The sequence below is a fragment of the Inquilinus limosus DSM 16000 genome, from assembly GCF_000423185.1.
Lineage (GTDB): Bacteria > Pseudomonadota > Alphaproteobacteria > DSM-16000 > Inquilinaceae > Inquilinus > Inquilinus limosus.
This window is the reverse complement of sequence record NZ_AUHM01000005.1, coordinates 113790-126510: the sequence shown is the minus strand read 5'-3', so window position 1 is coordinate 126510 and position 12721 is coordinate 113790. Positions and strand designations below refer to the sequence as shown.

12 protein-coding genes and 1 tRNA gene are annotated in these 12721 nt (G+C 69.9%); 7 read left to right on the top strand and 6 right to left on the bottom strand.

Features of this window, described 5'->3' with window-relative positions; translation table 11 throughout:
* Window positions 1-9: 9 nt before the first annotated feature.
* A tRNA-Sec gene (locus G537_RS43580) sits at window positions 10-105 on the top strand.
* A 187-nt stretch (window positions 106-292) separates the two neighbouring features.
* Here G537_RS43580 and G537_RS0107920 read toward each other — a convergent pair.
* The 6 genes from G537_RS0107920 to G537_RS0107895 are packed head-to-tail and all read right to left on the bottom strand — an operon-like array spanning window position 293 to window position 6688.
* Complete coding sequence (locus G537_RS0107920; RefSeq protein ID WP_026869658.1) at window positions 293-1036, bottom strand: ABC transporter ATP-binding protein; 744 nt, start codon at window positions 1034-1036, stop codon at window positions 293-295.
* Window positions 1033-1884, bottom strand: coding sequence for an ABC transporter ATP-binding protein (locus tag G537_RS0107915; RefSeq protein WP_026869657.1), 852 nt, complete (start codon window positions 1882-1884; stop codon window positions 1033-1035). The genes G537_RS0107920 and G537_RS0107915 overlap by 4 nt, the downstream gene beginning before the upstream one ends.
* Window positions 1881-2792, bottom strand: a complete 912-nt coding sequence (gene nikC, locus G537_RS0107910) for a nickel transporter permease (protein WP_245578978.1) — start codon at window positions 2790-2792, stop codon at window positions 1881-1883. Before nikC ends, G537_RS0107915 begins: the two co-directional genes overlap by 4 nt.
* A gap of 8 nt (window positions 2793-2800) precedes the next feature.
* Window positions 2801-3847, bottom strand: a complete 1047-nt coding sequence (locus G537_RS0107905) for an ABC transporter permease (protein WP_051248143.1) — start codon at window positions 3845-3847, stop codon at window positions 2801-2803.
* Between the two features lie 6 nt (window positions 3848-3853).
* Window positions 3854-5437 (bottom strand): ABC transporter substrate-binding protein, encoded by a 1584-nt coding sequence (locus G537_RS0107900; protein ID WP_034851002.1) that lies wholly within the window; start codon window positions 5435-5437, stop codon window positions 3854-3856.
* Between the two features lie 42 nt (window positions 5438-5479).
* A complete protein-coding gene (locus G537_RS0107895; RefSeq protein WP_026869653.1) occupies window positions 5480-6688 on the bottom strand; it encodes a mandelate racemase/muconate lactonizing enzyme family protein in 1209 nt (402 codons plus the stop codon).
* A gap of 112 nt (window positions 6689-6800) precedes the next feature.
* Between G537_RS0107895 and G537_RS0107890 the strand changes: the two genes are divergently transcribed.
* The 6 genes from G537_RS0107890 (at window position 6801) to G537_RS0107865 (ending at window position 12666) form a co-directional block, all read left to right on the top strand.
* On the top strand, window positions 6801-7481 hold the full coding sequence (locus G537_RS0107890; protein WP_026869652.1) for a GntR family transcriptional regulator: 681 nt from the start codon (window positions 6801-6803) through the stop codon (window positions 7479-7481).
* A complete protein-coding gene (locus tag G537_RS0107885) occupies window positions 7482-8402 on the top strand; it encodes a dihydrodipicolinate synthase family protein (protein WP_026869651.1) in 921 nt (306 codons plus the stop codon). It abuts the gene before it with no gap.
* Between the two features lie 147 nt (window positions 8403-8549).
* Window positions 8550-9644, top strand: a complete 1095-nt coding sequence (locus tag G537_RS0107880) for a Gfo/Idh/MocA family protein (RefSeq protein WP_026869650.1) — start codon at window positions 8550-8552, stop codon at window positions 9642-9644.
* A gap of 30 nt (window positions 9645-9674) precedes the next feature.
* On the top strand, window positions 9675-10580 hold the full coding sequence (locus tag G537_RS0107875) for a sugar phosphate isomerase/epimerase family protein (protein WP_026869649.1): 906 nt from the start codon (window positions 9675-9677) through the stop codon (window positions 10578-10580).
* A 141-nt stretch (window positions 10581-10721) separates the two neighbouring features.
* Window positions 10722-11783, top strand: a complete 1062-nt coding sequence (locus tag G537_RS0107870) for a LacI family DNA-binding transcriptional regulator (protein WP_026869648.1) — start codon at window positions 10722-10724, stop codon at window positions 11781-11783.
* A gap of 43 nt (window positions 11784-11826) precedes the next feature.
* Entirely contained in the window at window positions 11827-12666 is an 840-nt protein-coding gene (locus G537_RS0107865; protein ID WP_026869647.1) for a phytanoyl-CoA dioxygenase family protein, read from the top strand.
* The last annotated feature ends 55 nt before the right edge of the window (window positions 12667-12721 follow it).

Below are 12721 nucleotides of genomic sequence, written 5' to 3'. Positions count from 1 at the left end.
GCGGAGCATGGAGGAGAATCGTCCCCGGTGGGGCGTCCGGACTTCAAATCCGGGAGGGGCCGCGAGCCGGTCCTTGGTGGGTTCGACTCCCACTCTCTTCCGCCATCTTCCTCGGGCCGTGCCTGACAGGCGTATCATACCAGCGGCCTTTGAGATCGCTCTCCCTTCCCCATCATGGCGAGGCGCGGAGCGCCGTGGCCATCCAGGGGCCGGTGCCGCTGGATGGCCACGCCCCCCATAGGCGTAAGGGGCGGGGCTCGCCATGACGGGTCCATGTTTCGGGCCGTTGGTCTCAAGCCCCGCCATAGGCCTCGCTGGCGGCCAGAAGCTCCCGCGTATAGGGGTGCTCCGGCTGCCCTGCTCGCAGGGTCGCGGCGTCGAAGCCGTCGACGATGCGGCCGCCCTGCATCACCGCGATGCGGTGGCACATATGGGCGACCACGGCGAGGTCGTGGCTGACCAGGATGTAGGTCAGGCCGCGCTGCGCCCTGAGATCCATCAGCAGGTTGAGGATCTCGGCCTGGACCGAGACGTCGAGGGCGGAGGTCGGCTCGTCGAGCAGCAGCACCTCCGGCTCCAGCATCAGCGCGCGGGCGATCGCCACCCGCTGGCGCTGGCCGCCGGACAGCTGGTGCGGGAAGCGGAAGGCGGCGGCGCGCGGCAGGCCGACCGCATCCAGCGCCGCGCCGACCGCAGCGGCGGGCCGCGTCAGCCCCTGGTTGCGCAGCGGCTCCAGCAGCTGGGCCTGGATCGTCTGGCGCGGATGCAGCGACCCGTAGGGGTCCTGGAACACCATCTGCACCCGCTTGAAGAAGGAACGCGGCCGCTCCGGCGGCAGCGCCGCGCCGCCGAGCCGCACCTCGCCGGCATAGCCGGTGATCAGCCCCGCGATGGCACGCAGCACCGTCGACTTGCCGCAGCCGGATTCGCCGACGAGGCCGAAGGTCTCACCCGCCGCGACGGCGAAGGAGACGCCGTCCACCGCCGGCGGCGCATCTGCGGCGAAGCGGATGCCGAGATCGCGGACCTCGATCATGGCGCCGCCCCCGTCAGCCAGGCCGGGTCGCGGCGCAGCACCGGCAGCCGGTCCTGGACGCGGTGGATCGAGGGCAGCGAGGCCAGGAGCCCGCGCGTGTAGGGATGCTCGGCCTTTTCGAGATCGGCGGCCGGCAGCGTCTCCATCACCCGCCCGGCATACATGATGACGACGCGGTCGCAGAAGCGGCGGACCAGGTTGAGGTCGTGGCTGATCAGGATCAGGCCGAGGCCGCGGCTGCCGATCAGCTCGTCGAGCAGATGCAGCACCTCGAGCCGCACGGTGACGTCGAGGGCCGAGGTCGGCTCGTCGGCGATCACCACGTCGGGCCCGGCGATCAGCATCATCGCGATCATGACGCGCTGGCCCATGCCCCCCGAGATCTCGTGCGGATAGAGCCGCGCGACCCGGGCGGGGTCGCGGATCTTCACCGCCTCCAGGATCGCCAGCGTGCGGTCCCGCGCCTCGCGCGCCGGCCCGCGGTGGTGCAGCCGCCAGGCCTCGGCGATCTGCTCGCCGACCGGCAGCACGGGATTCAGCGAGTAGCGCGGGTCCTGCAGGATCAGGCCGATGCGGCGGCCGCGCAGGTCCGTCATCTGCCGTTCGGTCGCGGCCAGCAGGTCGGTGCCGCGGAAGGCCAGGCGGTCGGCCGTCACCTGGGCGCCGGGCGGCAGCAGCCGCATCAGGGCGCGGCCGACGGTGGATTTGCCGGCGCCGGATTCGCCCACGATGCCCAGCTTCTCGCGCCCGAGGGTGAAGGACACGCCATGCACCACCGGCACGGCGCTGTCGCCGCGGCCGAAGGCGATGCGGAGGTTGCGGGCCTCGATCAGGGGCGCGTCGGTCATTCGCCGAGCCTCGGGTCCAGCACGTCGCGCAGCGCGTCGCCGGCCAGGTTGAAGGCCAGGCTGACCACCGCGATGGCGATGCCGGGCGCGGTGATCACCCAGGGGCAGTCGATCATGAATTCGCGTCCGGTCGAGACCATGGCGCCCCATTCCGGCAGCGGCGGCTGCGCGCCGAGGCCGAGGAAGCCGAGGCCCGCCGCGGTCAGGATGATGCCGGCCATGTTCAGGGTCAGGCGCACCACCACCGAGGGCAGGCACATCGGCAGGATGTGGCGGGTGATGATCCGCGTCTTCGAGGCGCCCTGCAGCCGCACCGCGGCGATGAAGTCGGCGCGGCGCAGGCTGAGCGCCTCGGCCCGCGCCAGCCGGGCCATCGGCGGCCAGGCGGTCAGCGCGATGGCGATGACGGCGTTGGCGATGCCGGGGCCGAGGGCGGCGGCGAAGCCGAGCGCCAGCACCAGGCCGGGGAAGGACAGGAAGATGTCGGTGACCCGCATCAGCACCTCGTCCGCCCAGCCGCCGAGATAGCCGGCGCAGGCGCCGATCAAGAGGCCGATCGGCGCGACGATCACTGTGACGAGCAGGATGATGTAGATCGTCGTCCGCGCGCCGTAGACGACGCGGGCGAAGACGTCGCGCCCGAACTCGTCGGTGCCGAACCAATGCGCCGCCGAGGGCGGCTGCAGCCGGTTGACCATGTCCTGCGCGATCGGGTCGTGGGCGGTCAGCCAGGGCGCGGCGATCGCCGCCACGATCAGCAGCAGGATGACGGCGAGCCCGGCGAGCCCGAGCGGATGCCCGGCGAAGCGCCGCCAGCCCTGGTACAGCTGCTGCATCGCCGACTGGAAGACGGTCTGCGGCGCGTCGGCCCGGAGCCAGGCGCGGAGTCCGCTGGTGGGAGCGCTCATCGTGGCCGTCATCGGGTGCGGGGATCCAGGATGCGGTAGAGGCGATCGGAGATGATGTTGATGGCGAGGAAGACGATGCCGATCAGCAGCACCGCCCCCATCACCACATTCATGTCGTTCATCTTCAGCCCCCGGGTGAGATACTGGCCGAGGCCCGGCCAGCCGAACACCGTTTCGACCAGCACCGCGCCGTCGAGCAGCCCGCCGAAGGTGAGCGCGATCACGGTCAGCAACTGCACGCGGATGTTCTTGAAGGCGTGGACCCAGATCATCCGGCGGCGCGACACGCCTTTGGCCCGGGCGGCGGTGATGTATTCCTGGCCCAGCTGCTCCAGCATGAAGCTGCGCGTCATCCGGCTGATATAGGCGACCGAGTAGTAGCCGAGCACGGCGCCGGGCAGGATGATGTGGGCCAGCGCGTCGCGGAACACCTCCCATTCGCCCTGCAGCGCCGTGTCGAGCAGCAGCAGCCCGGTGATCGGCGGCACCAGCCCCTCGTTGAGGATGTCGATCCGGCCCGAGGCGGCGACCCATTGCAGCCGGGCGTAGAACACGATCAGCGCGATCAGGCCGAGCCAGAAGATCGGCACCGAATGGCCGGCGAGGCCGATCACCCGGGCGACGTGGTCGACGGGCTTGCCGCGGTTGACCGCGGCGGTGATGCCGAGCGGCACGCCGAGCAGCGTGCCGCAGAGGATGGCGACGAGGGCGAGCTCGATGGTTGCCGGGAAGACGGTGAGGAGGTCGGCCGCGACCGGCTGGCCGGTGGTCAGCGACCGGCCCATGTCGCCGGTCACGACCCGGCCGATATAGGACAGGAACTGCCACCAGACCGGCTGGTCGAGGCCGAGCTCGCGATACACCCGCTCATAGGTGGCGCTGTCGACCTCCGACCCAGTCACCGCCAGCACCGGGTCGGCCGGCAGCAGCCGCCCCATGGAGAAGGTGAGCAGCATCAGCCCGACCAGCGTCACGACGACCGACAGGGCGCGGCCCGACAGGCGCCGCGCGCGCAGGAAGCGCGCGGGCCGGTTGAAGGTGTCGACCGTCGTCATCGCCGCTCAGTTCTTCTTCACGTCGAGCCAGCGCGTCGACCAGGTGGGGTTGCCGGAATAGCCGGTGACGCCCTGGCGGATGACGTAGGGGTCGGTGCGCTGCAGGATGATGACCAGCGGTGGGGCCATCTCCTTGAACTTCCGGTCGATCTCGGCGAAGAGCTGCGCCCGCTTGGCTGGATCGGTCTCGGCCTTCGACTGCGTGACCAGCCTGGTCAGCTCCGGCGCATCCATCGCCGTGCGCCAGAGATAGTAGCCGCCGAGCTTCGCCTCGTCGCGGTTGTCCGGATTGTAGGCGTATTGCACCAGCGTGCCGAACGGGTCTGGCAGCCGCGTGCCGGAATTGCCGACCAGCACCTGGTACCGGCGGGCGCGGAAATCCGGCGTGTGCTCGCCGGGCACGACCTCGAACTCGACCCCGGCCTTGGCCGCGCTGGCCTGCAGCGCGACGGCCATCTTCAGGAGTGCGTCGCCCGAGGGGTAGAGCGTCTTCTTCAGCCCGTTCGGATAGCCGGCCTCGGCCAGCAGCTTCTTGGCCAGCTCGGGGTCGTATTCATAGCCGGTCGGCTCGCCCGTCGGGGCGCCGGGCATGCCCTTCGGGATGATCGACTGCCAGGGGAAGCCGTTGAAGTTCATCGTGGTCTCGGCCAGCGGCTTCCAGTCAAGGATGTGCTGGAACGCCTCGCGCACCTTCGGCTTGGCGAGGTCCGGGTCCTGGGTGTTCATGGCGATGTAGTAGAAGCCGAGGCCCGGCCCCGGATCGACCGTGGCGCCCTTGGCCTTCAGCGCCTCGATGTCGCTGTTCGCCATGTACTGGCCGACATCGATGTCGCCGGCCTCGATCTGCAGCCGCAGGTTGCCGGATTCCGGGACGTGCCGCATGACCACGCGCTTCATCGCCGGCGCGCCGCCCCAATAGTCCGGCCGCGCGTCGCACAGCAGGATGTCGTTCGGCCGCCACGCCGTCAGCTTGAAGGGGCCGCTGCCGGCGCTGTTGGCCTTCAGCCAGTTCTGCGCGAGGTCGCCGTTCTGCTCGTGCTGCAGCGCCGTCTTCTTGTCGATGATGCCGAGCGAGGCGCCGGCCAGGGAGTAGAGAACGAGATCGGTCGACACCGGCTCGGGCAGGCTGATGACCAGGGTCCGCTCATCCTTGGCCTGGACCAGCTGCTCGACATTGTCCTTGGTGAAGCCCCAGAGCGCGATGTCGGTCGAGCCGACCTGCCCCATCTTGACCACGCGCTGGATGGTCCAGGCCGCATCCTCCGCCGTCACCGGGTTGCCGGAGGAGAAGGTCGCGCCCTGCCGCAGCGTCATGGTGATGGTGCGCTTGTCGTCGGAAACGGTCCAGCTCTCGGCCAGCATCGGCCGGATCGTCTGGAGGTCGCCGGGCGTCACCATGACGAGGTTGTCGTAGAGATTCGAGATGATCTCGGAGACCGTGCGCGCATTGATCGCCGCCGGATCGAGCGAGGGCACGGCGCTCAGCTGCGTGCCGATGACGAGCGCATTGGACGGCGATGCGGCCTGCGCGCCGGCGGGGCCGAAGGCGAGCGCCAGGGCCGTGGTCGCGGCCAGAAGGGACAGTCTCATTCTCGTCCTCCCTGTGGGGGCGGATGCCCGCCTTCTTGGTTGTTACGGAAACGCCGTCGACCCGTCGGGGCGGAGGCCGACGCGCCGCTCCCAATGGATGTAGCCGTCGGTCTTCAGCACCTCCTCGTCGATCTCGACGCCCCAGCCCGGACGGTCGGGGCGCAGCTCGAGATAGCCGTCGCGCGGCAGGTAGGGGTCCTTGACATACCAAGCGCCGTCCGAGGCCCGGCTGCGCGCGCCGCCGCCTCCAGCCTCGCCCCCCGCTTGGAACGTGTAGTTCGGGCCGTGCGGCAGCCGGTATTCGAGGATGCGGAAGTTCGGCTGGGCCGCCGAGAAATGCAGGTTCACCGCCGTGGCCAACGGCCCCATCGGGTTGTGCGGCGCGACGGTGACGTAATGCGCCTCCGCGATCGCGGCGATCTTGCGCATCTCCAGCAGGCCGCCGACCACGCAGATGTCGGGCTGGATGATGTCGGCGCCGCGGTGGGAGAGGAGGCGCAGGAACTCGAAGCGGCTGTACAGCGACTCGCCCGTCGCCAGGGTGCAGGCCAGCTGCCGCTTCAGCTCGCCCCAGGCCTCGACATTCTCCGGCCGGATCGGCTCCTCGAAGAACAGCGGGTCATAGGGGGCCAGCGCATTGCCGAGCTGCACCGCCTGCTGCGGCTCGAAGATGCGGGCGTGAGCGTCGAAGGCGATGTCGTAGTCGCTGCGCACCGTCTCGCGCAGCGTGCGGAAATACTCGGCGCTGGTGCGCACCACCTCACCCCAGCGGTTCTCGTAGATGTTGATGCGGTAGGGGCTGAGCTTGAAGGCGGTGAAGCCCCAGCCCTCGTTGAGCCGATCGAACTCCTCCCGCGCCGCCGGGGCGTCGGGGGCGGTGTAGACGCCGGCATAGACCCGCACCCGGTCGCGGGCATGGCCGCCGAGCAGCATGTAGACCGGGACGCCGAGCGCCTTGGCCGAGATGTCCCACAGGCAATGATCGATCGCCGAGATGGCGGCGAGGGTCAGCGCGCCGGGCGGGAAGCGCGACTGCTGCAGCAGGTACTGGACGATGAACTCGATCCGGCGCGGATCGCGGCCCTGCAGGAAGGTGAAGAGGTAGTCCAGCAGCGGCACCAGCGCCCGGTCGGGCCCGTGGTTGTAGCACTCGCCCCAGCCGGTGAGGCCGTCATCGGTGTCGATCGCCACCAGGAGGCGCGGGCGGTCCTTGTCGCGCGTCATATAGGTCCGCAGACGGTCGATCTTCACGCGCCTTTCCTCCCCGCCCTGTCGTTGCCGGGCGCCTTGCGTCTCGCGGCTAGACTTAATCTCATGAGACTTGATATATCAAGTCCCAACTGAACCCACCCAGAGGCTCCGATTGCAACGCCCGCTGCCATCCCTCGACCCGAAGATGCTGAAGGGGCTGCGCGAGCATGTTCACGAGCAGCTGCGCCAGGCCATCATCTCCGGCCAGCTGCCGAGCGGCACTCTGCTGAACGAGCGCCAGGCGGCGGCGCAGCTGGGCGTCAGCACCACGCCGCTGAAGGAGGCGCTGCGCCGGCTGGAGCTGGAAGGGCTGGTGCGGACCGAGCCCCGCCGCGGCATCCGCATCACCTTCGACGCGGCCCAGGCCGAGGAGATGGCGCTGGCCCGCGCCGCGCTGGAGAGCATGATCGCGCGCCAGGCGGCGGCGCGGATCACCGACGAGACGCTGGCCGCGCTGCGCGCGGTCGGGGAGAGCATGCGGCAGGCGACCGAGGCCGGCGCGGTGCGCCGGCTGATCGCGCTGAACGAGACCTTCCACGACACCATCCACGCCGCCTCGGGCTGCCGCTACCTGCAGCGCCTGCTGGCCGGGCAGCTGGTCTACGACAAGGCGGCGCGCCGCTTCCTGCTGGGCGACCCCGAGGAGCGCGGGCGGGCGCTGCAGGAGCATCTGAGCATCCTCGCCGCCCTCGAGGCGCGGGATCCGGACGCGGCGGAACGGGCGATGCGCGACCACATCGTGCGGTCGGGCCGGCAACATGTACAGACGGCGTTCGCGCGCCGGAAGGAGTAGATGACGATGGACATCCAGAACGGCCTGCGGCGCGCGCTGTGCGGCATCTCGGGCGTGCACGCGACCGCCTATTCGGCCGATGGCGGCGTCGACGCGGATCTCACCGCCCGCATCGTCGACCGGATCGCCGCCGGCGGCATCCACAATGTCGTCGCCGCCGGCAACACCGGCGAGTTCTACGCCCTGTCGCCCGACGAGGTGCGCCTGGTGCACGACACCGCGGTGTCGGCCGCCGCCGGCCGCAGCCGGGTGATCGCCGCCGTCGGCCGGTCGCTGACCGAGGCCATCGCGCTGGGCCGCCGCGCCGAGGAATCGGGAGCGGACGCGATCATGTCGCACCAGCCGCTCGACCCCTTCGCCGCGCCGCAGGCCCAGGCCGCCTATTTCCGGGCGATCGCGGACGCGGTCGACCTGCCGCTCGTGGCCTATGTGCGGTCCGACGCCATGGGCTTGGCCGACCTGCTGTCGGTCGCCAACCACCCCAATGTCGTCGGCGTCAAGTTCGCCACCACCAACCTGATGCTGCTGGCCGAATGCGTGCGGTCGAGCGACGCCGGCACCGCCGTCTGGGTTTGCGGCCTGGCCGAGGGCTGGGCCGCACCCTTCTACGCGCTCGGCGCCCGCGGCTTCACCTCCGGCCTGGTCAATGTCGACCCGGCCCGGTCGCTGGCCGTCCACGCGGCGCTGGAAGCGGGCGACTATGCCAAGGCCCGTACCCTCGTCGCCGAGATCGCGCGCTTCGAGGCGCTGCGCACACGCTACGGCAACGGCGCCAACGTCACCGTGGTCAAGGAGGCGCTCGGCCTGCTCGGCTTCCCCGTCGGCCAAGTGCGCCTGCCCGGCCTGCCGGCCCTCGACCCCGCGGACCGCGAGACGCTGACGGGAGAGATAGCGCGCTGGGGCCTGGCCGCACGGAGCTGACGACGCCGGCGCGCTGAAGCGCCGGTAACGTACGTCAGATCTGACCAACTTCCCGAGCGGTGACCTTTCGGCATAGGGACAGTCTCCCGCTTGTCTACGACGCCCCGAATCGGTAACGTACCTCAAAACACGTCAAGGGAGGCCGTCGTGGAGGTGTCGTCGGGTTTCACGCCCGACCCCGAGATCCGTTGCCGCGACCATCGCATCGGCGCGATCGGGGCCGGGTTCATCATGGCGGATGTGCAGCTGGCGGCGTATCGCGAGGCGGGATTCCCGGTCGTCGCCATCGCCAGCCGCACCCCGGAGAAGGCGCGGGCGGTGGCGGCGAGGTGGGACATTCCCCGCGTCCACGACACGCCGGCGGCGCTGATCGCCGATCCCGAGGTCGAGATCCTGGACATCGCCTTCCCGCCCGACCAGCAGCCGGACCTGATCCGCCAGGCGCTGCGCCAGCCGCATATCCGGGCGATCCTGGCGCAGAAGCCGCTGGCGATGGACCATGCCGAAGCGCAGCGCCTGGCCGAGGAGGCCGCGGCGGCTGGCAAGATCCTGTCGGTCAACCAGAACATGCGCTTCGACCAGTCGATGCGGGTGCTGAAGCAGCTGCTGGACCGCGGCGCTCTGGGCACGCCGGTGCTGGCGACGATCGAGATGCGGGCGATCCCGCACTGGCAGCCCTTCCTCGAGGCCTATGACCGGCTGACGCTGCTCAACATGAGCATCCACCATCTCGACGTGCTGCGCTTCCTGTTCGGCGACCCGGTCGAGATCTACACCGCAGCGCGGACCGACCCGCGCACCGGCTTCCCGCATCGCGACGGCATCTGCTGCTCCACCCTCTCCTTCCCGGGCGGGCTGATGGCGGTGAGCCTGGAGGATGTCTGGTCCGGCCCGCGTCAGGAGGGGTTCGAGAGCGACATCTACATCAAATGGCGGGTCGAGGGCACCGAGGGCCTGGCCCAGGGCACCATCGGCTGGCCGGACTATCCGAAGGGCAGCCCTAGCACCCTCGCCTATTGCACGCCCGAGACCGGCGGCCAATGGGTCCGGCCGCGCTGGGACACGATGTGGTTCCCGCACGCCTTCAAGGGCGTGATGGAGCAGCTGCAATACGCGGTGAAGACCGGCGAGCCGCCGCTGCTGAGCGGCGCCGACAACGTCCGCACCATGGCGCTGGTCGAGGCCGCCTACCGGTCCCTGAACGAAAAGCGCGCGGTCCGCCTGGCGGAATTCGGCGTCTGACAACAACGAGAAAACACGGAGGAACGCGTCATGATCCAGGTGGGCATCTTCTCCGGCTACTTCCCCTATTCGCTGCCGGAGACGGCGAAGAAGATCCGCTCGCTGGGGTTCAACACCGTCCAGCTCGACCTCGCCTTCAAGGACATGGACCTGTCGACCGGCGCGATCACGCGCGACAAGTGCCGGACCATCCGGGAGACCTTCCGCGACCACGACCTGCCGGTCTGCGCCATCAGCGGCTACACCAACATCGTCCACCCCGACCCGGCGGCGCGGCAGGCGAAGCTGGAGCATCTGCGGACGCTGATCCGCCACGCCCGCGACCTGGGCAGCCCCTATGTCATCAGCGAGACCGGCACCTTCAACACGGAGAGCGACTGGGTGCACCACCCGAGGAACAAGACCGAGGAAGGCTATGCCGAGTGCCGCGCGGTGATCGCCGAACTGGCCCAGACCGCCTATGACCACGGCGCGGTCTTCCTGGTCGAGACCTATGTCAACAACGTCATCGGCTCGGTCGAGGAGACGCTGCGCCTGTTCGCCGACGTGCCCAGCCCGGGCCTGGGGCTGCTGATGGACCCGACCAACTATTTCGAGGCGCACAATATCGGCCGCATGGACCGCGAGCTGAACCGGATCTTCGACGCGCTGGACGACCGCATCCGCATCGCCCACGCCAAGGACGTGAAGCGGTCCGGCGCCGACAAATCCGAGAAGCACGCCGACATCGACGCGTCGGAGGCGCACAGCTTCCGCGGCGTCGGCGAGATCAAGCTGCCGGCGCCGGGGCTGGGCGAGCTGAACTACGACCTGTACCTGCAGCGGCTGTCCCGCCGGCACCCGAACATCCCGCTGATCATCGAACATCTGGAGGAGGCCGACGTGCCCCGCGCCAAGGCCTTCATCAACGGCAAGCTGCGGGCGCTGGGGGTGTGAGGGTGGTCTTTTCCGTGCCTCTTTCCTTTTCTGTCATGCCCGGGCTTGACCCGGGCATCCAGGGACTGTCGATGCCGCTCCGGGTGGCCCCTGGATTGCCGGGTCAAGCCCGGCAATGACAGGAAGGGGACATTTAGTCTTATGAAACAAGCCGCCAAGCCCCTCGACGCCGGCACGCGCAAGGCCCGCATGGTCGACATCGCCCGCGAGGCCGGGGTCAGCCTGGCCACGGTCGACCGCGTGCTGAACGGCCGCGAGGGCGTGAACGCCGAGACCGCGAGCCGGGTGCAGGCGGTGGTGCAGCGGCTGAACTACGCCCCCAACCTGGCCGCCAGCCTGCTGTCGCGCGGCCGGGCGCTGCAGTTCGACATCGTGCTGCCGGCCGGCAGCAACACCTTCATCCGCGACCTGGGCGAGGCGGTGCTGGCGGCCGAACGCGACTTCACCGCCTTCGGAGTCAAACCGCGGCTGCACCTGATCGAGGGCTTCGATCCCGACGCCCTGGCCGAGGCGCTGCGCCGGGTCGGCCGCGGCAGTGACGGCGTCGGCTTCATCGCCCTCGACCACCCCGCGGTGCGCGAGGCGGTGGCGGATCTGGCGGCGACCGGCGTGCCGGTGGCGACCATGGTCTCGGACCTGCCGCAATCGGCCCGCATCGGCTATGTCGGCGTCGACAACCGCGCCGCCGGCCGCACCGCCGGCGACCTGATGGGGCGCTTCCTGGCCGGCCGCGGCGGCGAGGTCGGGCTGATCGCCGGCAGCCTGTCCTATCGCGGCCATGAGGAGCGTGAGGCCGGCTTCCGCAGCGTGCTGCGCGAGCGCTTCCCGAACCTGACCGTCCCGGCCCTGGTCGAGGGCCATGACAGCGTCGAGCAGAGCGCCGCGGTGACCGAGCGGCTGCTGGATACCCATCCCGGCCTCATCGGCCTCTACAACATCGGCGGCGGCAACCGCGGCGTGGCCGAGGTGCTGCGCCGCCGGCCGGCCGACGCGCCGCGCATCGTCTATATCGGCCACGAGCTGACGCCGCACACCCGCCGCTTCCTGATCGACGGCGTGATGGACGCGGCGATCAACCAGAACCCGCGCGCCGAGGCGGCGGAGACGCTGCGGCTGCTGCTGGGCCACCACACCCGCCCGGGCCCGGCCGAGCCGATCGCCCCGGTGCGGATCGAGATCTTCACCCGTGAGAACCTGCCGTGAGCGGCCGGCCGACGAAGCCGGGATCAGAGACCAGGAGGACCCCATGCCCTTTCCCCACCTGACCGAGGCCGACCATGCCGCCTTCTGGCGCGACGGCTATGTGGTCAAGCGCGGCTTCTTCGACGCCGAGGAGATCGGTCTGCTGCAGCAGGCGATCGCGCAGGACGAGGGCATCCGCAGCCATGTCGTGGCGCTGAAGGACAGCCTGGGCGGGTCGACCGAGCTGGCGCTGTGGAACCATCCCGGTGACGACCTGTTCGGCGCCTTCGCCCGCTGCGAGCGCATGGTCGGCGGTGCCGAGAAGCTGCTCGGCGGCGAGGTCTACCACTACCACTCCAAGCTGACGATGAAGCGGCCGCGGGCCGGCGGCGCCTGGGATTGGCACCAGGATTACGGCTACTGGTACAACAATGGCTGCCTGTACCCCGACATGCTGTCGGTCGCCATCGCGGTTGATCGGGCGACCAAGGAGAACGGCTGCCTGCAGATGATCCGCGGCAGCCACAAGCTGGGCCGGATCGATCATGGCCGGGTCGGCGGCCAGACCGGCGCCGACATGGAGCGGGTGAACCAGGCGCTGGCGCGGCTGCCGCGCGACTACATGGAGATGGAGCCGGGCGACGCCTGCTTCTTCCACGCCAACACGCTGCACGCCTCGGAGCAGAACAAGTCCGAGCATCCGCGCAACGTCATGCTGTGCTGCTACAACGCGGCCTGGAACGACCCGTACAAGCAGCACCACCATCCCGGCTACACCAGGCTGGAGAAGGTGCCGGACGACCGGATCAAGGCTTTGGGCCTGACGCTCGACGCCGGCCATCGCGCCTTCTTCGATCCGGAGCGGGACGAGACCGTCGAGGCCAAGACGCAGCCGGAAGGCTGAGGCCGGAGCCATGGCGATCCTCGTCGCCGGGCTGGCCGCAACTGTGTCAGTCTAG